Annotated in this window: 16 protein-coding genes; 10 read left to right on the forward strand and 6 right to left on the reverse strand. The window is 75.4% G+C overall.

Translation table 11 applies throughout. The annotated features are described in order from the left end of the window. Positions 1-252: 252 nt before the first annotated feature. From BLU95_RS42630 to BLU95_RS34585, 3 genes are all read right to left on the reverse strand, one after another. Positions 253-444: a hypothetical protein gene (locus BLU95_RS42630; RefSeq protein WP_093863449.1), complete on the reverse strand. Its 192-nt coding sequence runs from the start codon at positions 442-444 to the stop codon at positions 253-255. A gap of 136 nt (positions 445-580) precedes the next feature. Beyond that, on the reverse strand, positions 581-3796 hold the full coding sequence (locus BLU95_RS34580; RefSeq protein WP_197698655.1) for a type 2 lanthipeptide synthetase LanM family protein: 3216 nt from the start codon (positions 3794-3796) through the stop codon (positions 581-583). Positions 3797-4496: 700 nt separating this feature from the next. Continuing rightward, entirely contained in the window at positions 4497-5141 is a 645-nt protein-coding gene (locus BLU95_RS34585) for a class I SAM-dependent methyltransferase (protein WP_093863451.1), read from the reverse strand. A 302-nt stretch (positions 5142-5443) separates the two neighbouring features. Here BLU95_RS34585 and BLU95_RS34590 point away from each other — a divergent pair, with 302 nt between their 5' ends. The 8 genes from BLU95_RS34590 (at position 5444) to BLU95_RS34625 (ending at position 12423) form a co-directional block, all read left to right on the forward strand. After that, positions 5444-6376: a sigma 54 modulation/S30EA ribosomal C-terminal domain-containing protein gene (locus BLU95_RS34590; RefSeq protein ID WP_093863452.1), complete on the forward strand. Its 933-nt coding sequence runs from the start codon at positions 5444-5446 to the stop codon at positions 6374-6376. Between the two features lie 122 nt (positions 6377-6498). Next, complete coding sequence (locus tag BLU95_RS34595) at positions 6499-6915, forward strand: pyridoxamine 5'-phosphate oxidase family protein (protein WP_231978908.1); 417 nt, start codon at positions 6499-6501, stop codon at positions 6913-6915. A 343-nt stretch (positions 6916-7258) separates the two neighbouring features. Further along, entirely contained in the window at positions 7259-9046 is a 1788-nt protein-coding gene (ctaD, locus tag BLU95_RS34600) for an aa3-type cytochrome oxidase subunit I (RefSeq protein WP_093863453.1), read from the forward strand. A gap of 168 nt (positions 9047-9214) precedes the next feature. Next, entirely contained in the window at positions 9215-9751 is a 537-nt protein-coding gene (locus BLU95_RS34605) for a hypothetical protein (RefSeq protein WP_159425113.1), read from the forward strand. A 106-nt stretch (positions 9752-9857) separates the two neighbouring features. Next, the gene (locus tag BLU95_RS34610) at positions 9858-10301 is read left to right on the forward strand and encodes a nuclear transport factor 2 family protein (RefSeq protein ID WP_093863455.1); all 444 of its coding nucleotides are present in this window, start codon (positions 9858-9860) and stop codon (positions 10299-10301) included. Between the two features lie 303 nt (positions 10302-10604). Beyond that, positions 10605-11351 carry a response regulator gene (locus BLU95_RS34615; protein WP_093863456.1) on the forward strand — a complete coding sequence of 249 codons (747 nt, stop codon included), beginning with the start codon at positions 10605-10607 and terminating at the stop codon, positions 11349-11351. An 81-nt stretch (positions 11352-11432) separates the two neighbouring features. Next, positions 11433-11894 (forward strand): pyridoxamine 5'-phosphate oxidase family protein, encoded by a 462-nt coding sequence (locus tag BLU95_RS34620; RefSeq protein WP_093863457.1) that lies wholly within the window; start codon positions 11433-11435, stop codon positions 11892-11894. A 157-nt stretch (positions 11895-12051) separates the two neighbouring features. Then, entirely contained in the window at positions 12052-12423 is a 372-nt protein-coding gene (locus tag BLU95_RS34625; RefSeq protein WP_093863458.1) for a hypothetical protein, read from the forward strand. A 21-nt stretch (positions 12424-12444) separates the two neighbouring features. On the opposite strand, the gene BLU95_RS34630 is transcribed toward BLU95_RS34625, so the two are convergent. Then, positions 12445-14142 carry a sensor histidine kinase gene (locus BLU95_RS34630; protein WP_231978910.1) on the reverse strand — a complete coding sequence of 566 codons (1698 nt, stop codon included), beginning with the start codon at positions 14140-14142 and terminating at the stop codon, positions 12445-12447. Between the two features lie 740 nt (positions 14143-14882). Here BLU95_RS34630 and BLU95_RS34635 point away from each other — a divergent pair. Next, the gene (locus BLU95_RS34635) at positions 14883-15827 is read left to right on the forward strand and encodes a universal stress protein (protein WP_159425114.1); all 945 of its coding nucleotides are present in this window, start codon (positions 14883-14885) and stop codon (positions 15825-15827) included. A 208-nt stretch (positions 15828-16035) separates the two neighbouring features. Here the strand turns inward: BLU95_RS34635 and BLU95_RS44610 are convergent, their stop codons facing one another. Further along, complete coding sequence (locus tag BLU95_RS44610; RefSeq protein WP_231978031.1) at positions 16036-16839, reverse strand: SMI1/KNR4 family protein; 804 nt, start codon at positions 16837-16839, stop codon at positions 16036-16038. 174 nt (positions 16840-17013) lie between these two features. On the opposite strand from BLU95_RS44610, the gene BLU95_RS34645 reads away from it, so the two are divergent. Beyond that, the gene (locus tag BLU95_RS34645) at positions 17014-18099 is read left to right on the forward strand and encodes an Acg family FMN-binding oxidoreductase (protein WP_093863460.1); all 1086 of its coding nucleotides are present in this window, start codon (positions 17014-17016) and stop codon (positions 18097-18099) included. 106 nt (positions 18100-18205) lie between these two features. On the opposite strand, the gene BLU95_RS34650 is transcribed toward BLU95_RS34645, so the two are convergent. Then, positions 18206-19456, reverse strand: coding sequence for a hypothetical protein (locus tag BLU95_RS34650; RefSeq protein WP_093863461.1), 1251 nt, complete (start codon positions 19454-19456; stop codon positions 18206-18208). Between the last annotated feature and the right edge of the window lie 384 nt (positions 19457-19840).

A 19840-nucleotide genomic window follows, 5' to 3' on the forward strand; every position in this document is an offset into this window, starting at 1 on the left:
TGTGTGCGGCCGGGTGCGTGCGGGGTGGGGTGCGTGCGGGGTGGGGCGGGGTCCGCCGCCGAGGGGCTGCCCGGTCCTCGGCGGCGGACGGTCCGGCCGGTGCTGGCTGGCCGGGGTGGTGCTCACGGTCGGGCTGTTCCCGAACGAGTCCGAACCGGTTCTGAACGGATCCGAATGTGTCCGGAAGGTGTTCGAACAGGGATGGGCGGGGTCGGGAACGGGTGACAAGGGATCAGAAGAGCCGGTGCGACATCAGAAGGGGGTGGTCATGGTCGGGAATTCGATGATCGGCGGGATGGCACCGCCCGTTCCGGCGAGGAGGTTGGAACGCAGGCCCAGGCCGCCGCCCGCGCGCAGGCGGATCTCGCCGGCGGGGTGGTCGGCCGTCTCGCCGGGGCGGACGGCGGTGTGCGGCAGGGTGAGCCGCTCGTCGTGGTTGTGCATGGTCGGGTGCTCCGTTCGTGGTGGTGGTGATGACGTGGTGACGATGATGCCGGACGGTTCGGGAAGGAGGACGTGGTGCGGGCGGCGCCGGTTCGGTCGGGGGCGGCCGGGGGCCCGGACGGCCCGCCGGGGGCGGTCAGCGGAGTGCGACCGGGCTGCGCGGTCCGCCGAGGGCGCGGAGGGAAGCGGCGGTGGCCGGGACGGCCGGGGGCTCGGGGAGGGCGGTGTCGAAGGGCCGCGCCGTCCGGTGGCTCGCCGGGGCGGGGCCGGTCGCCGCCGGGGCGCGGGGGCGCAGCAGCAGGGCCGACGGCACCTGGTCGGGGAAGCCGAGGCGGAGCAGTCCGTGGCCGATCCCGGCCAGCCCGGTGAGCAGTCCCGGGTGCGGCACGTGGTCGGGCGTGCCGGACCGCGCGCCGTCCTGGTCGACGGCGGCCAGCAGCGCGCCGGCCCGCCGGACCCACGGGGTGCGGCCGGCGGCGGGCCCGTGCCGGCCGAGCAGTTCCAGCACTCCCAGCTCGCCGTGGCAGAGGCTGTGGTCGCCGAGCGGGGTGGCCCGGGCGGTGTTCCGGACGGCCCGTTGGGCCCGGTCGGCGAGTTCCCGGTCGGCGAGCGCGAGCGGGCTGTCGAGGACGGCGAGCGCGATCCCGGGACGGCCACGGCACCAGGAGCCCTCGCGGGAACGGACGGCGGTGGCCGCGCGCAGGGCGGCCAGACCGGCCCGGTGGTGCGGGCCCTCGGGGGGCTCGCCGGTGGCCTCGGCGTAGCGCAGCAGCGCCCAGCCGACGCCGGCCGAACCGTGCGCGAAGCCGGCCGTGGCGGGGAGGGGGCGGTCGGTGAGCCGCTCGGCGCACCGGACGGCGGCGGCCCAGACGTCGGTGGCCGCCCGGGCCTCGGCGCGGACGGTCTCGGCCTCGCGGGTCCCCTCGGCCGGGTGGGCCCCCTCGGTCGGGTGGGCCCCCTCGGTCGGGTGAGTCCTCTCGGTCCGGTGAGCCCCCTCGGTCAGAGGGGAGCCCTCGGCCCGAGGGGCAAGGCCGGCCCGGTGAACGGTTCCGGCGTGGACGGCGAGCAGGGCCGCGAGCCCGCCGGCGGTGCCGCTGTGCACGCCCGGGTCGCTCTCGCCCTCGGCGGCGGCCAGCGTCAGCGCCACCGATGCCCCGGCCCACCCGGCGATCGTCGGATCGTCCAGGAGCCGGGCGAGTTCGGCGAGCGCGTAGGCGATGCCGCCCAGGCCGGCGAAGGCGCCGGACCCGACGGCGGCCGGGTGCCCGGGGTGGGCGCCGAGGGCGTCGAGCAGTCCGGGGACGGGCGTGAGGGCCCGGCGGGCGACCTCGGCGTAGCGGTCGCTCCCGGTGAGCGCGGCGAGCTGGGCGAGGAACAGCGCGGTGCCGGTGTACCCGCCGGCGAGGTCGGCGCCGAGCGGCCGGACCCGCCAGTGGCGGTCGGCGAGCAGTTCCAGCCCGAGCCAGTTGGTGCGGGAACGTCCCTGGTAGGCGGCGGCGACGAGCTGGTCGCCGATCCCGCGGGCGGCGGCCAGCAGCCGTTCGGACTCGGGCGCGGTCGCCCAGACGTTCTCCGGCACCGGGCGCCCGGGCCGGTGCGCGGGGGTGTCGGCGGCGCCGGCCATGGCGGCGCGCACGATCCACTCCTGGTCCTTGCGGTCGACCGCCCCGAGCGCGGCGAGCTTGGCCTCGACCCGGGCCAGCCCCGGTTCGGCGAGCTCCCCGGGCAGCCGGCGGCCGCCGGAGGTCCACAGGTCGCGGGTGCCGGGCCGGGTGGTGAACAGCGGTACGTCGCCGGTCCACAGGTCGGCGATCTCGTGCTCCGCCAGCCCGGGACGGCCGGGGTCGTCGACCGCGTCGGTGCGCAGCAGGTCGAGCACGGCCTGCCGGGCGCCCGCCTCGCGCAGGACGTCGGGGTGGGTGGACTCGTCCAGCAGCCGGGCGTAGACCCGGGTGGCCCGGGGGACCACCCGGACCTCGGCGTCGGCGAAGGAGCGCAGCAGCCCGCGCGGGCCGGTGAGGTCGTCGCGGCCGGCGGCGAGCGCCGCGTACCCGGCGCGGAACCCGGCCACCAGGGACTCGGTGTGCTCGGCGGGCTCGACCTGCGCGCCGCCGAGCCGCGGCCGGTTGTGCGCGGCGCCGAACGGGCGCGGGCGCCGCACCAGCCGCATCTCGTCGGTGCCGGCGCCGGCCCAGTCCACGCCGTCGACCGGGGAGAGCCGCCGTCCGGTGCCGCCGCCGCCGATGCCGGAGACGTCCGCGGCGCCGTCGTCGCCGATCAGCAACTGCGGCAGCAGGCCGACGCGGTGCACGGACTCGGCGAGCGCGCGGGCCGCCGGGTCCTCGTCGGGGCTGTCCGGACGGGTGCCGGAGGCGGGGGTGGTGCCGGTGCCGCTGCGGCTGTCGGGACGGGTGCCGGAGCCGGTGGTGGTGCCGGTGGTGGTTTCGGGGCGGGGCTCGCCCGCCGGTGGATGGAACAGCGTCTCGACGTCCACCAGGACCGGATGGTCCCCGCAGGCGATCAGGTTCTCGAAGTGGGTGTCGGTGCCGTCCAGGACGTGCAGCAGCGCGAGCAGCGCGCCCAGTCGCCGGTAGAAGCGCTCGACGTCGTAGTGGGTCAGGCACGGCCGGGCCTCGGCGTACTCGGTCCAGCCGTGGGTGCCCCGGTCGAGCAGGCCGAGCGCGCGAAGCCGGGGCACCCCGGGCTGCGTGCCGTACCAGCCGAGCAGGGTGTTGAAGTGCCGGTGCGCGGCAGGTGGCCGGGGGCGGTGGACGACGGCGGCGCCGTTGGCGAAGTGCAGCACGGCGACGGCCCGGCCGCGACGGTGGCGGTCGCCGGCGTCGGCGGTGACGGCCAGCAGCATGCCCGGGTCGCGGCCGCGCAGCAGCCCGGCGACCAGCAGCGCCCGGTCGGCGGTGAAACGGTCCAGCAGTTCGGCGTGCGCGTCGGCGGCGTCCAGGCAGGCGCGGGCGAGCAGCCGGGCCAGCACGGGGTAGTCGCGCAGCAGCGCGGCCAGGCCCTCGCGGCGGGCGGTGAGCGCGAGGAAGGAGCGGAACCGCTCCTGCGGGGTGCCCCCGGCCAGCCGCCCGGCCGCCCGGGCCGTGTGCAGCTCCAGGACGAGGGTGCGGGCGGCGATCCGGGCCAGCCGTTCGGTCAGCCGCGCCGTGAACTCGGCGCGCAGGGCGGTGAGGTCGATCCGGCCCAGTTGGTCGGCCGCCCGGACGGCGGGCGTGAGCGCGGTCAGCAGCCGGACCTGTGCCCGGTCGGCGAAGGGCTGGAGGACGAGCGCGAAGCCGCTCAGGCCGGGGTAGGCGGCGCGCGGCACGACCGGGCGGACTGGCGCGGCGGCCACCGCGGCCTCGGTGAACGCGGCCCAGTCCGGGCGGGTGGCGGGCGCGGGCCGACCGGGGGTCAGGCCCCGTTCCCACCACGGCGGACCGCCGGCACGGGGGGACCGGAGGCGAGCGTGGTGGGAACGGGGAGTCTGGGAGGGGTGGAGCTGGTTCGGACGGAGCTCGTTCGTGCGGAGCTCGTTCGGGTCGGGCCGGTTCGGGTCGGGCACCGCCGTCTCCGCCGTCGGCGCGGGGCCGGCGGGTGGTGCGGATACGGCGGGTGGTGCTTGTACGGCAGGTGGTGCTTGTACGGCGGGTGGTGCGGGGAAGTCGCCGGGCATCGGAGTGTGCGGGAACGGTATGGCCGAGGGAACCACCGGTGCGACCGGGCCCTGAACCGGTCCTGCGCCCCCGTCGGGGCGCGTGCTGCGCACGGCGTTCACCTCAGCCACCACCGCACCTCCGATGCCGGGAGAGAGCCGCGCTGCCGTCGAAGGCGCTGCCCTCGTTGCTGATCCTGTCGTTGGGACGGTTGCCGGGACATGGGGGACGTGCCCCCATCTTTGTGCCGTGCGGCCCGCATGATCCGCCGGACGTCCGTCGTACCCCCGCCGATGGAGGGGGCGTTCCGGGTGGCCGGGCCGCAGGTCGGCCGCGGTCCGGGCCACCCGAACGGAGAAGGTCGGACGGAGAAGGTCGGACGGAGCGGGCCGGCGTCGGCTAGCGGCGGGCGAGAAGCAACTGGGTGGCCGTGGCGGGGTGGCCGTTCATGGTGTGCACCGGGATCTCCCGCGCGTCCACCGGGTCGAACCCGGCGAACAGCCCGTCCAGCCAGTCCCGGGTGTGGTGACGGCAGACCGCCCCGTCGCCGGTCTCGAACACGCCGAACCGGCCGAAGCGCGGCTCGGAGCGCCGGTAGCGCTCCTGGTTCCGCTCGTCCGGCTGGAGGACGTAGTCGCTGACGTGCAGCAGCCCACCCGGCCGCAGGACCCGGTGCAGCTCGGCGACCAGGGCGCGCTGGGCGCCGTCGTCGGGCACGCAGGTGAGCACGGCGAACAGGAAGGCCGCGTCGTAGCTGTTGTCCGGCCGGTCGAGCCGGGGCGGATCGGTCAGCACGGTGAAGCGAGCCGCGGGCTGTTCGGCGCGGGCCCGGGCGATCAGCTCGGGGGCGACGTCCACGCCCTCGATGTCGCGGAAGCCGAGGCCGAGCAGGTCGCCCGCGAGCCGGCCGTATCCGCAGCCGTAGTCGAGCAGGGCGGCCGCCGGATCGATCCTGGCCGCCCAGACGGGGTTGAGGGGGTGGCCGAAGGTCTTGGTGGTCCCGGTGGAGTTCCAGTACGCGGACTGGTCGTCAGGTGCCGACATGGCCCGATGATGGCACGCCCCGGGTGACGGTGGTGCGCCGGGGGTGTGTGGGGCGCGTGTTCGGCACGGGGCGGGGTGGCACGGGGCGGGTGAGGCGGTGCGACGCGGGGAGCGGCGGGTGGTGCGGGTGCCGGCGCCCCTGCCGGTCGGCGGGGCCGGTGGGCGTGGGCCGATGGGGCCGTTCGGCCCTTCCCGCTCCTTCGGCGGGGAGGGATCGTGAGCGCCGCGCCGGTGTGCGGGCCCGCCGGGAGCGGGTCGGCGCGGGCGGGACGACAGCGCGGCGGAACGGGAAGAGGCCTGAGGTGGGCGAGTTGGTCACGGTGCAGGTGTGCGAGGGGATTTCGCGGGGCTTCGCCGCCGACGCGAGAACCCGGATCGCCGCCGTGGTGAGCGGGGCGGACGCCCTGGTGGAGTCGTTGCGTGTCCGGATCGGGACGCTCGGCACGGCGGGCCTCCCGGGCATCGCCCCGGGTTCCGCGGGCCCGCCGGGGGTGGTGGCTCAGGTGAACGCCGAGGTGGACGGCCGGCGGATCCGAGTCCAGGAGGCGGCGGCAGCGGCCGACCTGGGCGAGGTGCTGGACCGGCTCGTGGACGGCCTGCGCACCCGGATGAGCGCCGTCACCGCCGGGTGGACACCCCGGCCCTGGCCGCGCCGGACCCGCACCCGGGGGCTGCCGGCCGCCCCCGGGGCCCTCACGTCCGCCGGAGCCTCCATGTCCGCCGGAGCCTTCAGGCCTGCCGGAGCCTCCATGTCCGCCGGGGCCGCGCCACCCGCCAGGGCCGAGCCGTCGGTCGGGGCCGAGGCACCCGTCGGGGCCGTCGCGCGCCTCGAAGTCCCCTGCCCGCCCGAGCCGCTCCGACGCATCGTCCGGCACAAGCGGCCGCAACTGGTCTGGTGCTCCCCGGACGCGGCGGCCCGCACCATGGACGCGATGGACTACGACATCCACCTGTTCACCGATCCGGCCACCGAGACCGACGCGGTCGTCTACCGGGTCGGCCCGACCGGCTACCGGCTGGCCCGCACAGTGGCCGCGGGTCCGCCCACCCGACCGGCCGTCCCCCTGACCCTCAGCCCTTGCGGCGCACCGGAGTTGAGCGAGGAGCAGGCCGTCGAACGGCTCACCGCCGCCGAACTGCCCCATCTGTTCTTCGCCCAGCCCGGTTCCGGGCGCGGCCGGGTGCTCTACCGGCGCTTCGACGGTGGCCTCGGCCTGATCGCGGCCGCCTCGTGAGCGACGAGTCCGTCCGCCGCCGGCTGCGGGCGCTGCGCCGCTCCGACGGCCCGCCACCGTCGCTCCGCCGGCCGGGTCCGGCGCCGCACCCCCGGCCGCCCGCCGAGGCGCCGCCCCGCCGACTGGTGCCACTGGACCGGGCCGAGGCACTGCGACTGCTGGGCGGCGCACCGTTCGGTCGGATCGTCTTCACGGTGCGGGCGCTGCCCGCGATCCGTCCGGTCAACCACCTCCTGGTGGACGACACCGTGGTGATCCGCACCCACGAGGGTGCCGCGCTCACCGCGGCCGCCCTCGGGGACGACGACATCGGCGTGGTGGTCGCCTACGAGGCGGACGCGATCGACCCGGTGACCAGGCTGGGCTGGAGCGTGGTGGTCACCGGCTACGCCCGGCCGGTCACCGATCCCGCCCGACTCGCGCGCTACCGGGCGCTGTTGAGTCCCTGGGTGGACGGCTCGATGGACCACATGGTGGCCATCCAGCCCGACCTGGTGGCCGGGTACCGGCTGACCGCGGGGACCGCGGCGGCCTCCTGACCCGGGTTCCGCGGAGCGGGGTGCGGTGGGCCGCCACGGGGTCCGGTGCACCGGATGCGCCGGGCGCGGCGGTGGCCGGCTCGGATCCGGTACGGCCGGTGCGGCCGGGGGAGCGTCGACTCTCCCGGCCGCACCGGCCGTTCGGCGTTGCCGGCACCCGGGAGCTTTCGGCCCGGGGCGGCCGCGGACCGGACGGTGGTCCCGCCCGGTGGTCCCGCCCGGTGGACCGGATCCGGGGCCCACCGGCCCCCGTCCACCGGGTCCAACGGCCCTGGGGGCGAAGGGCGGTGCGTTCCGATCATGGATCGCCACCCATCCGCAGAAGTTTCGAAGGAGTGCGTCCTTGAGCGCCATCGAGGCACGGGGCGACAGCGCGCCGCCGCCGTCCGCCGCCCGACCGGGAAAGGCCGGGGCCGACCGGCCCGGCTCGGCCCTGGTCCGGCTGCTGACGACCACCGACCACAAGACGATCGGCACCATGTACCTGGTGTCCTCGTTCGGGTTCTTCCTGATCGGCGGCGTCCTCGCCCTGGTCATGCGCGCCGAACTCGCCCGGCCGGGGACGCAGATCCTCTCCAACGAGCAGTTCAACCAGGCGTTCACCATGCACGGTTCGGTGATGCTGCTGCTCTTCGCGATGCCGCTGTTCACCGGCTTCGCCAACTGGATCATGCCGCTGCAGATCGGCGCCCCCGACGTCGCCTTCCCCCGGTTGAACATGCTGGCCTTCTGGCTGTTCATGTTCGGCTCGCTGATCGCGGCGGCCGGCTTCGCCACCCCGCAGGGCGCCGCCGACTTCGGCTGGTTCCTCTACGCGCCGCTGTCCGACGCGGTGCACTCGCCCAGCGTCGGCGCCGATATGTGGATCATGGGCGTGACGCTCTCCGGCTTCGGCTCCATCCTCGGCGCCGTCAACTTCATCACCACGATCATCTGCATGCGGGCCCCCGGCCTGACCATGTTCCGGATGTCCATCTTCTGCTGGAACGTGCTGCTGACCTCGCTCCTGGTGCTGCTGGTCTTCCCGGTGCTGGCCGCCGCGCTGCTGGCGCTGGAGTGCGACCGCAAGTTCGGCTCGCACGTCTTCGACCCGTCCTCCGGCGGTGCGATGCTCTGGCAGCACCTGTTCTGGTTCTTCGGCCACCCCGAGGTCTACATCCTGGCGCTGCCGTTCTTCGGCATCGTCTCGGAGGTGATCCCGGTGTTCAGCCGCAAGCCGATGTTCGGCTACTCCGGCCTGATCGCGGCCACCATCGCGATCGCGGGCCTGTCGGTGACGGTCTGGGCGCACCACATGTACGTCACCGGGCAGGTGCTGCTGCCGTTCTTCGCCTTCATGACCTTCCTGATCGCCGTCCCGACCGGGGTGAAGTTCTTCAACTGGGTCGGCACCATGTGGAAGGGCTCGCTGAGCTTCGAGACCCCGATGCTGTGGACGGTCGGCTTCCTGGTCACCTTCCTGTTCGGCGGCCTCACCGGCGTGCTGCTCGCGGCCCCGCCGCTCGACTTCCACGTCTCGGACTCGTACTTCGTCGTCGCCCACTTCCACTACACGCTGTTCGGCACGGTCGTCTTCGCGATGTTCGCCGGCTTCCACTTCTGGTGGCCGAAGATGACCGGCAAGATGCTCGACGAGCGCCTCGGCAAGGTCACCTTCTGGACCCTCACCGTCGGTTTCCACAGCACCTTCCTGGTGCAGCACTGGCTCGGTGCGGAGGGCATGCCCCGCCGCTACGCCGACTACCTCGCCTCCGACGGCTTCACCACCCTCAACACGGTGTCCACCATCGGCTCGTTCCTGCTCGGCCTGTCGATCCTGCCGTTCCTCTACAACGTGTGGAAGACGGCGAAGTACGGCGAGAGGGTGACCGTCGACGACCCGTGGGGCTGGGGCCGTTCGCTGGAGTGGGCGACCTCCTGCCCGCCGCCGCGGCACAACTTCACCTCCCTGCCGCGGATCCGCTCCGAATCCCCGGCCTTCGACCTGCACCACCCGGACATCGCCGCCCGCGACTTCCTGGAATGCCACGGCGAGCCCGCCACGTACCTGGCCGGCGTCACCCCGGCCGCGTACGACGCCCCGCTGCCGCGCCGCGAGCGCTCCGTCGACCGGGCCGACCGGGTCGGCTGACGGCCCCGCCGGCTCCGAACGCCGGCTCCGAACGCCGGCTCCGAACGCCGGCTCCGAACACCGGCCCCGGATGCCGGCCCCCCGAACGCCGCTCCCGCCCGTGTGTCTCCACCCCCGGACGGGCGGGAGCGGCCCCTCCCACCGACGCTCATAGGAGTGGACGGCACCATGTCGCACATCGTCCTGGCCATCGGCACCGCCGCGATCACCGCGTCCGGCTGCGTCTGGTACCTGCCCGCCGTCGCCGACCTCCAGGCCGGCGAGGACCGCCCCCGCTCGGCCCGTACCGCCGCGGCCGCCTGCGTGACCTGGTGGGCCTGCCTGGCCCTGGCCGGCGGCCTGCTGCTGGCCGTCCCCGCCTGGCAGCCCGCCGCGCAGATCGCCCTCGCCGGACTCGTGGCGGGCGTCCTGCTCCGGATCCGCTCCCAGTTCCAGCACCACGCCGAACAGCGGGAGGAGGCCGAGCGCTGGGCCCTGCTCGAACCGCTCCCGGCGCCCCGGACGGCTCGCCCCCCGGCCGCACGGGCCCTGCTCGGCTGGCTGCTCGTCGGCCTGGTGACCGCCTCGCTCGGCGCCGCCTCGATCCTGCTCGCCGGTGGCGGCCCGCTCGCACCGCGCCTGGCCGCCGCCGCGGGCAGCGCGGTCGTCGTCTCCACCGCCTTCCTGCTCCTCGGCCTCGGCAACGCCCACCGGCACCGACCCTGACGAAGCGTCACCGACCCTTCGCCGTACCCTTGCGCGAGGAACTCCGGGCCCGGAAACCAATCAGCCCACCGGGGCAGCGCCCCGGCCCTGTCGAGAGGAACGTCCGATGACCGCCACCGCCTCGCCGAGCGAAGTCCTGCACCAGTTCGTCCAGTTGATGGGCAAGGGCCCCGACCTGGCGGTGGTCGACCTGGTCACCACCGACGCCGTCTTCGAACTGCCCTACCTGACCCCCGGCGTGCCGCCGCAGCAGCCGGGCAGGGAGGCCTTCCTCACCCACCTCCAGCGGGGCGCCGCGATACAGCGCTTCGACGCCGTCGACCACGTCGAGGTGTACGGCACCACCGATCCCGAACTCGCCGTCGCCGAGTACCGGTTGCACGGCGAGGTGCTGGCCACGGGCAAGCGCTACACCCTCGACTCGGTGATGTTCGCCCGTGTCCGGGGCGGCCTGATCACCTGGTCCCGCGTCTACACCAACCCCCTGGACGGCGCGGTCGCCTTCGGCGCCGTCGAGCGGCTGCTCGGCGCCCTCCGCCCGGCGGAGTAGGACGCGCTCCGCGGCCTGCTCCCGGCGGCGGGACGCCCCGCCGCCGGGAGCACGTCGTGACGACGCCCGCCGACGGGGCGTGCCGACGCCGCCCGCCGACGGGGCGTGCCCGCGCGGAGAGGTCGTCCGCCCGTCCGCCTGTGCGCCCGGTTGTGCGTCCGCCCGTGCGCCCGGTTGTCCGTCCGTCGAGCCTCGTCCGCCGGAAATGGGGCCGTTCGACCCTGGGGCCGGCGCGGGCCGCGGGGGATGATGCGGTGGACCCGGCGTGCGATGCGCCGGACAGGGAGAGGGTGGAGTCGCGACATGGCGAGCGAGACGACCGGTACCGCCGCGGCGGCGCCGGTCAGGGTGTTCCTGCTGGACGACCACGAGGTGGTACGCCGAGGGGTGCACGACCTGCTGGACTGCGAACCCGACCTGGAGGTGGTCGGCGAGGCCGCCACCGCCGAGCAGGCCCTGGTGCGGGTCCCGGCGCTGCGCCCGGACGTCGCCGTGCTCGACGTGCGCCTCGGTGACGGCGACGGTGTCGCCGTCTGCCGCGAACTGCGCTCCAGGATGCCCGACCTGGCCTGTCTGATGCTGACCTCCTTCGACGACGAGGAGGCGCTGCTCGACGCCGTGATGGCGGGCGCGGCCGGTTATGTGCTGAAGCAGATCAGCGGCACCGATCTGGTCACCGCGGTCCGGACCGTCGCCTCCGGCCGCTCGATGCTCGACCCGGGTGCCGCGACCCGCCTGCTCAACCGCCTGCGCAGCGAGGCCGAACCCGAGCGGCCGACCGCGGCCGGACCGGAGCTGACCGCTCGCGAGCAGGAGGTGCTCGCGCTGATCGGCGAGGGACTGACGAACCGTCAGATCGGCGAACGGCTCTACCTCGCCGAGAAGACGGTCAAGAACCACGTCTCCAGGCTGCTCGCCAAGCTGGGTGTGGAGCGGCGCGTCCAGGCGGCGCTGATCGCGACCGAACTGCGGCAGTCGGCGGCCGCCGAGCGGGTCCCGGAGCGGTCGGCCCACCATGCCCGGATCCTCGGCCACGGTGTGCGCGGCTGACGGCCGCCCTGGGGAGGCAGGGACTCCTGGCGGGACCATCGGCCCTCGCTCCGCCCTGTCCGACGGGTGACGATCGCAGGTATGAACGCCGATCGTGAAGCCGCGTCCGTGCAGGTCGAGCCGCCCCTCGGGCGGCCGCCGGGAGGTGCCGTGCCGGGAGGTGCCGTGCCGGGAGGTGCCGCTGCGGCGCCCGGCCTCGACGAGGCCCGCGCACTGGAACTGCTGCGCCGGGCCGGAGTGGGCCGGGTGGTCTACACGGTCGGCGCCCTGCCGGCCGTCCTCCCGGTGCGCTTCCGGTTGGACCCGATCGGCGGCGTGCTGCTCTCGACGGAGCCCGGCTCCGAGCTGGCCCGCGCCGTCGACGGCGCCGTGATCGCCTTCGAGGCCGACGAGGTGGACGGCGCCGACGGCACCGGCTGGTGCGTCACCGTCCTCGGCCGCGCGGAGGTCCGCCGACCGTCCGCGGTGCCCGGCGCCCGCGCGGAGATCCGTATCGCCCCGGAACTGGTGGTCGGCCGTCACCTGGCCCCCGACGCGGCCTGAGAGCCAGGCCGGGGCGCGCGGTCGGGGCGCGCGGTCGGGGCGCGCGGGCCAGGTCGGGGCGCGAGGTCGGGGGGCGGGGCGCGCGGCGCCAGGCGTTCGGAGCAGTCGGCCGCCCGGCCCGCTCGCGCGCCGACGGGCCGCGATGGACGATCGCCGCATGACAGCCATACGCACACGAAGTGCTTGCCTCGCGGCCGCGGCCGCCCTCTCCGTCCTGACCCTGGCGCCGGCGGCCTCGGCAGCCGTCCCCGCCGCCACCTCCGCGCCCGCGTCCCGGTCGGCGGCCTGCAACGAGGTCGGGAGCCGGCAGTCCGGCGACTTCCTCATCCAGACGCGCCTGGAGGCCTCCGGCAGCTTCGTCGGGAGCTACCCCGGTTACACGATCACCAAGATCGAGGGCGCCACCCTGCTCGGCACCCCGCTGTGCATCACCGTTACCGACGGGGGTCCCGGCACGGACCACGTGTCGGTGACCACGGCCGCCGCGATCGGCAGGATCACGGTCTTCGCCAAGCGCGCGGCCGGCTGAGTCCGGTCCGGGCCGCGCCCGCTACACGCCCAGCGGGGCCTCCCACACCAGACGGGTACCGCCACCCTCGGCGGGGCCGAGGTCGAAGGTGCCGCCCGCGCGTTCGGCGCGTTCGGCGAGGTTGCGGAGCCCGCTGCGGCGGCCGGACGGCGGGATGCCGACACCGTCGTCCGTCACCGTGAGCGTCACCGTGCCGCCGGCCGCGCGCAGGGCCACCTCCACCCGGCTCGCGCGGGCGTGCCGGGCGGCGTTGCTGAGCGCCTCGCCGAGCACGGCCATGACGTGCTCGGCCAGCTCCTGCGGCACATCGGTGTCGAGCAGCCCCTCCATGCTCAGCCGCGGCGCGAAGCCCAGGGTGGCCTGGGCCTCGCCGACGGCGCGGGTGGCGCGGGCGCGCAGGCCCCGGTCGGGCTCGCTGTGGGCGCGAAGGCCGAAGATGGTCGAGCGGATGATCTTGATCGTCTCGTCCAGGTCCGCGACCGCGCGACTCACCCGGTCGGCCGCGCTCTGGCTCTCGATCAGCCGCCCCGCGCTCTGCAGCGTCATGCCGGTCGCGAACAGCCGCTGGATCGCCAGGTCGTGGAGGTCCCTGGCGATCCGGTCACGGTCCTCCAGGAGGGTCAACTGCTCGGCGTCCCGCCGCCGTTCCGCCAGTTCCAGGGCCAGCGCGGCCTGGTCGGCGAAGCCCAGCAGCGGGCCGGTCTCCTCGGCCGTGAACGGCGGCTCCCCGTGCGCCCGGGCGAGCAGCAGCACACCGCGACCGAACCCCCCGCCGGTCCCGAGCGGCACCGCGACGGCCGGACCCAGCCCGGTGAACCGCCCCCGGGGACCCGCCGGGAAACGCTCGTCGTGCTCCAGCTCGTCGCTGGTCGCCGGTGACCCCGAGGCATAGGCGGCACCGGACAGCGTGCCGTCCACCGGCACCGTCACCCCGAGCCGGGCCTCCGGCCGCCCGCCCAGCGCGACCTCCACCGTCAGTTCCGCCGCCCGCTCGCCCGGATCGGCCAACGCCACCGACACATCGGCCAGTTCGGCGCCCGCGATCTCCCGGGCCCGGCGCGCGATCAGCTCCACGACCTCCAGCCGCGGCGCGCCGGAGAGCAGACTGCGGGTGATCTCGGCGCTCGCCCGCAGCCACCGCTGCTGGCGCTGCGCCTCCTCGTACAGCCGGGCGTTGTCGATGGCGACCCCGGCCGCGACGGCCAGCGTCGAGATGACCGCCTCGTCGTCCGCGTCGAAGTCCAGTCCGCCCCGCTTGTCGGTCAGGTAGAGATTGCCGAACACCTCGCCGCGCACCCGGACCGGCACCCCGAGGAAGGTGTGCATCGGCGGGTGGTTCGGCGGGAAACCCGCCGAGGCCGGGTGCTCGGAGAGTGTGGGGCACCGCAGCGGCTGCGGGTCGCGGATCAGCTCGCCGAGGATGCCCCGGCCGGTCGGCTGCGGGCCGATCGCCTCGATCTCCCGGGGGCTCAGGCCGACCGTCAGGAACTGCGAGAGCGAGTGCCCGTCCGCGCCGATCACGCCGAGTGCCGCGTAGCGGGCGTCGACCAGGTCGGCGGCGGCTTCGACGATCCGGTGCAGCGCCTGGGCGAGGTCCAGTTCGCGGCCGACCGCGAGGACCGCCTCCAGCAGGCTGTGCACCCGGTCCCGGGTGCCGCGCGCCGCGTCGATCCGCCACTGGAGTTCCTCGAGGAGTTCGTCCAGGCGCAGCTGGGGGATCCGCGGGCCGGCGGCGGACGGTGCGTGAGGCGGCGACGCGTCTCCCGTCGCTCGGAGCTGCTGCGGCTGTTCGGACGGCTGCGGCCGGTCGGAGCGGGGCGTTTGTCCCTGGTGGGCGGGGCAGCCGGGCAGCGGGGTGCCGGGCGGTCGTCCGTACTGGTCTCCGCCGGTGCCCGTCCGCGTGTCCTCCGCGCCGCCCACCGGCGTCCTCCTCGTGTGTTCGTGCCGCTGGTCCGGATCTGCCGGGGTCAGGCTGACGGCCTGATGGACGTATGGTCCGATCAGGTGGTTTGTCGGATTCACGTTAGTGCCGCAGGAATGTGCGGGGGACGCCGGGGTCGGTCACGAGCGGGTCGGACAGGTGCGCGCGGTTGTCCGTGCGCCGCTCGTCGGCCGCCCCCTGCGCCCCCGTCATGATCCAGGCCCTAAGACCCGACCGACAGGGTCTTGTGGCCCCTGGTTGCCGGAGGGGTCCGCCGACGAGGGTGGGGGTGCCGACGGTACGTCAGTCCGAGTGCGAGCTGCTATTGGGCATATGACCAATAGCAGCTCGCACTGCATCCCCTCGGCCAATTGGTCGGGTGACCAATTGGCCGACCAGAGGTATTGGCTGGATGGCCAATAACGTTATTGGTCCAGTGGCCAATTGTGGCGGACCGGTCGGTGCCCGGACGCGCTGCCCCGGCAGTGCCACCCGACGGTGCGCCCCGCACCGCGGACCCGCAGCGGAAGGAAGACCCATGACGCCCGCAGTCCTGGCCGGAGTCGACGGCTCGCCCGAGAGCACGGTCGCCGCCCACTGGGCCGCCGGGGAGGCGCTCCGGCGAGGCGCTCCGCTGCGGCTGCTGCACGCCTGGCCGTGGCTCACCGACGGCCGCGCCTCGTTCGCCGACCCGGAGGACCTTCCGGTGGCCGCCCAGCGGATGCTGGCCGCCGTGGCGGAGGAGATCGGCGCCCGGCACCCGGGCCTCACGGTGCGGACCGACGTGGTGCTCGACGCCGCGGTGGACGGCCTGGTCGCGGCCACCGCGGTCACGGAGGTCGCTGCGGCCACCGACGCGACCGAGGCGACCGAGGCCGTGGATCTGCTCGTCCTCGGCTCGCGCGGCCTGGGCGGCTTCAAGGGGTTGCTGGTCGGTTCGGTGAGCATGGCGGTCGCCGGCCGAGCGGCTGTCCCGGTGGTGGTGGTCCGGCAGCCGGAGAGTGGCGCAAAGACCGGTGCCGAGAGCGGCACGGGGAGCGCCGGGGAGGCCGGGGTCGTGCCCGAGGTGGTCGTCGGTGTCGACGCGGGCGCGCCGAGCGACACGGTGCTCGACTTCGCCTTCCGCGAGGCCGAACTGCGCGGTGCCCGGCTCCGCGCCGTCCACGGCTGGAACCTCCCGGCGACCTTCGCGGTGGTCGGCTTCCTGCCGTCGGGCACCGAGACGGCGCAGCTCCAAGCCGCCGAGGAGAAGGCCCTGGCCGCCGCACTGGCCGGCCACCGGGCCCGGCACCCGCAGGTCGAGGTCGTCGAACAGGTCGGGCTGGGGGCGGCCCGCACTCTGGTCGAGGGCACCGCGGACGCCGCCCTGCTGGTGGTCGGCCGCCGACGCCGCCCCCACGACCTCGCCCCGCGCCTCGGCCGCACCGCCCACGCCGTCCTCCACCACGCCCGCCCGCCGGTCGCCGTCGTCCCGCACGACTGAGTTCGCGGCGGTCACGGCCCGAACCCGGTGCCTCCGCCCGAGCCCGACACGTGCGTCCGAGCCCGACACGTGCGCCCGAGCCCGGCACGTGGGCCCGAGTCCGACGCGTGGGCCCGAGTCCGACAGGTGCGCCCGAGTCCGACGCGCACCCGGTCCCGAGGTTCACCCCTGCCCCGGTCCCGGGCGGCGGGCGGAGCGGCCGCCACAGTCATCGGACCGCCCGCTCGCGGCGCTCCAACCACTCCAGGAACCATGATCCGAAGCCGTGCCGCTTCCCCGCCGCGTCGAGGGCCGGTTCGAAGGGCGGGTCGAGCACGCAGTCCCGGTGGCGGAGCTCGCCGGCGTGCGGGCCGACGAGGACGAGCCGCCTGGTCATGCCCCACCCGTTGTCGCTGATCCGGACCGTGCCCCGGTCGCGATCCAGGTGCCGGAGTTCGTCGCCGTCCTCACCGAAGGCGGCTCGGTGGTCGTCCAGGCGGTTGTCGTGGCCGTGGCCCTCCGCACTCCGGCCGGTGGGCTCGTACCCGGCGGCGCGGAGGGTAGCCGCCTGCCGCGCGGGCCGGCTCACGGTCTCGACGAACGGACCGCCGGGCTCGAGCAGCCAGGGATCGGCCTCGTCGTCCCAGACCCATCCCCGGCGCCCGCCGACCGCCGACCGCCGACCCGGCGCAACGAGTGAGCTCGAACTCGGGGCCGGGCCGCCTGCGCCGACCTCGGTCAGGAACGCGCGGTACTCGTCCGGCAGCCGGACGCCGTCCTGCGCCTCCACTTCGGCGAGCTCGGCGGGAGTCAGCACAGGTTCGAAGACCGGGTACGGTGCCCTCGCCCTCGCCCCCGCCCCCGCCCCCGCCCTCGCCCCTGTCCCCGCCCCCACCTCCGGGTTGCCCGGTCGGCGCCCGGTCTCGAGGGCTACGACCCGTTCCCTGACCGTCGGCCGGTCGATCCGCCCGTCCACGGTGTCCTCCTGTTCGACGGTGAGCGCGGAGAGCAGCTCCCGCCGCCGACAGCGCATCCTCGGCGCGCTCTCGGCGCACCGTCCGTTCCGCCTGCAGCGCCGGGACGCGGGACGTGAAGCGGGCCGTTCGACCCTGTCGGCGGGGACGGGGCGGGAGCACGCTCGGTGGTACCGGGGCGTACGGCCGACGAGGCCGGGCCCCGAGGGTGTCGAGGCCAGGAGAGGATCACCATGACCCAGTCAGCTCTCACTCCGGCCGACCTGCGGCTGCTCGCCGCCGCCGGTGGCGCGGCGCCGTCGCTGCACAACAGTCAGCCGTGGCGTTTCCGGCCGACCCCGGACGGCTGGGGGGTCGAGGTGTACGCCGATCAGGGCCGGGCCGTCCCGCTCGCCGACGCGAGCGGTGCCGCCATGCACATCGCGGTGGGCGCGGCGCTGTTCAATCTGCGGGTCGCCGGCGCCCGGCTCGGCCGTGCGGCCGACGTCCGTCTGCTGCCCGATCCGGCGGATCCGCAGCTGCTCGCGGTTCTGGACCTGTCCGGGACGGCCGCTCCCGCCGGGCCTGCCGGGACGGCCGGGCCCGCCTGGCCCGCCGAACCGGGCGGTGCCGGGCCGTTCGGCCGGGACCTCTACCCCGCGATCGCCGAGCGCCGCTCCAGTCGTCGGCCGTTCACCGACCGCGACGTGCCGGAGGAAGTCGCCGCCGAACTGGTGACCGCTGCCGGGGAGGAGGGCGTGGCCCTCGCCGTCCTGGGGGAGGCGGCGGTGCGCCGCGTGCTGGGAGTCACCACGGAGGCCGAGGACCGGATCGCCCACGACCCCGCCCGGCAGACCGAGACCCGCTCCTGGCTGCGCCCGGACTCCGGGGCCGACGCCTCCGCACCCGCCGCCGTCGACGGTCTGCCGTACGCGGCACTCGGACCGCAGGACCATGACGGTCGGGTGCCGGTGCGCGAGTACGCGGGCCGGCCGCCGCACCACGAGGGACCGGCGCAGCCCTCCGAACGGTTCGAGGCGCTGCCCCGGCTCTGCACACAGAGCACCCCGGGGGACGGCCCGGCGGACTGGCTGAGGGCGGGGCAGGCGCTGGAGCGCGTCTGGCTGCTGGCCACCGTGCACGGGCTGCGGCTGACGGTGTGGCACCAGCCGGTGGAGTGGCCCGACCTGCGCTGGCGCCTGCGCGACCCCGCCGACGGGCCGCGCCACGTGCAGCTGGTGCTGCGGCTGGGCTACGGCCCGGCCGGTGCGGCCACCCCGCGCCGCCCGGTCGAGGACGTGCTGGACCTGTCGGCGCGCCCCGGGCCGTCACCGGCGTAGCCGGATCCTGCCCGGGGCGCGCCGACAGAGCGGTCAGGCTCTCGGCATCTCCGGCCCCTGGAGCCCCGGTGCCCCAGGGGCCTCAGTACCTCAGTACTTCAGGACTTCAGGACTTCAGGTCGGCGAGGTCCTTGATGTCCTGGTAACCCAGGCCCATCGCGTTGTACAGCCGCACCTGCTCCTCGTTCATGGCGCCGTCCCGGGTCAGCTCCTTGATCTGGGCGTCGGTGAGCGGCGCGGCCGGTCCGCCCGCGCCACCGGCGCCACCCGCGCCGCCGCCGGCGGAGGCGAGCTCGCCGAGGAGGCCGCTGATGTCCTCGGTGGCGAGTTCGGTGGCGCCGACGGGCGCCTGCACGGCCGGGGTGTCGTGGCCGAACGCGATCCGGAGCGGCAGCGGCGTGCCGGGACCGGCCTTCTCCTCCAGCTGGGCCAGGTCGAAGGTCACGGCGGACAGCGTGCCGCCGTCGAGGTAGAGGTCCAGTGCCAGCGGGCGGTCCGGCACCTTGGACGGGCCGGCCTTGGGCAGCTTGGCGAGGCTCGGGACGTCCTTGGCGAGCGGTTCGACGGCCTTCAGCAGGTCCTCCGTCAGCTTGCGGGCCGGGGCGGTGACGGTGATCCGGTCCTTGCCGTCCTGCTTGCCCTTGTCCTCGAAGGACAGGTCGTGGGTGAGGATGTCCTTGAGGGACGCGTTCAGGTTCTCGGCGGCCTTCGGGTCCAGGCTCGGCTTGGGGGTCGCTGCCCCGCCCGCCCCGCCTGCACCGCCGGTGCCGCCCGTGCTTCCGAGGGCCTTCGTGTCGAAGCTGACCCACTGCCCCTTCAGCGCGTTCCCCAGGGCGGTGGGCAGGCCCTCGGCCAGACCCTCGACCTCGGCGGCGTTCTCACCGACGAGCTTCGCGAAGCCCGCGAGGTCCCCGCGCGCGTAGGCCTTGCCGCCGACCTGGCGGAGCTCCAGCAGCGGTGCGCCGCCCTTGCCGGTGAGCGTGTAGGAGGCCGCGACCGACGGGTCGGCGGCCGGCGCGGCGCCGCTGCCGGAACCGGCGGCCTTGCTCGGCCGGATCTCCTTGAGCGGCTTGTCCGCGCTGAAGGCGACCGACAGGCTCACAGCGGCCAGCGCGGCCGCGCTGTCCTTGTCGATCTCCTCGCCGGTGGCCGCGCCGAAGGCCTCGATCTGCGCAGGGGTGGCGTCGACCGACAGCTTGGCGCTGAAGGACTTGCCGTTGCCGAAGGTCTCGAAGGCCTTCGACACCTTGTCGGCCGCGTTGAGCTGCTGGACGGTCCCGCACGCGGCGAGGCCGCCGGCGAGGACGGCGCCGCAGGCGGCGGTGGCCAGGGCGGTGCGGGCGGACCGGCGTATCACGGTACTGATGGGAGAACTCCTCGGTGCGGGGCAGTGCTGCCGGGCGTGCGGCCACCACCGCCACCCGCTCCGTGAACGGGGTGAGGTGTGACGGGGTGACCGCGTAACGGCGTATCGGGGTGACGGGGTGACACAGGAAAGCACGGATTCCCTGCTCGGGGCATCCGAATTCCCGGCGGCCCCCGGAAGGACGGTCCACAAACTACCGGGCCCGACCGGCAACTCGTCGCCCGGGACCGTTGCCCAGCCCCTCACCCGTCGCCCAACCCCGTCACCCGGCCCCGTCACCCGGCCCCGCCGCCCGGCCCCGGGATCCCTCGCCGGGTGGGCCGGCCGCCCCTCGATGCGGCCGGCCCACCCGGCGGGTCCGAGGAGGCCGGACGG

The organism is Streptomyces sp. TLI_053, assembly GCF_900105395.1.
Taxonomy (GTDB): Bacteria; Actinomycetota; Actinomycetes; order Streptomycetales; family Streptomycetaceae; genus Kitasatospora.

Coding starts and splice junctions, on each gene's coding strand:
- BLU95_RS42630 (WP_093863449.1), bottom strand. CDS start 444: ATGCACAACCACGACGAGCGGCTCACCCTGCCGCACACCGCCGTCCGC.
- BLU95_RS34585 (WP_093863451.1), bottom strand. CDS start 5,141: ATGTCGGCACCTGACGACCAGTCCGCGTACTGGAACTCCACCGGGACC.
- BLU95_RS34605 (WP_159425113.1), top strand. CDS start 9,215: ATGTCGCACATCGTCCTGGCCATCGGCACCGCCGCGATCACCGCGTCC.
- BLU95_RS34610 (WP_093863455.1), top strand. CDS start 9,858: ATGACCGCCACCGCCTCGCCGAGCGAAGTCCTGCACCAGTTCGTCCAG.
- BLU95_RS34615 (WP_093863456.1), top strand. CDS start 10,605: ATGGCGAGCGAGACGACCGGTACCGCCGCGGCGGCGCCGGTCAGGGTG.
- BLU95_RS34620 (WP_093863457.1), top strand. CDS start 11,433: ATGAACGCCGATCGTGAAGCCGCGTCCGTGCAGGTCGAGCCGCCCCTC.
- BLU95_RS34625 (WP_093863458.1), top strand. CDS start 12,052: ATGACAGCCATACGCACACGAAGTGCTTGCCTCGCGGCCGCGGCCGCC.
- BLU95_RS34635 (WP_159425114.1), top strand. CDS start 14,883: ATGACGCCCGCAGTCCTGGCCGGAGTCGACGGCTCGCCCGAGAGCACG.
- BLU95_RS44610 (WP_231978031.1), bottom strand. CDS start 16,839: ATGCGCTGTCGGCGGCGGGAGCTGCTCTCCGCGCTCACCGTCGAACAG.
- BLU95_RS34645 (WP_093863460.1), top strand. CDS start 17,014: ATGACCCAGTCAGCTCTCACTCCGGCCGACCTGCGGCTGCTCGCCGCC.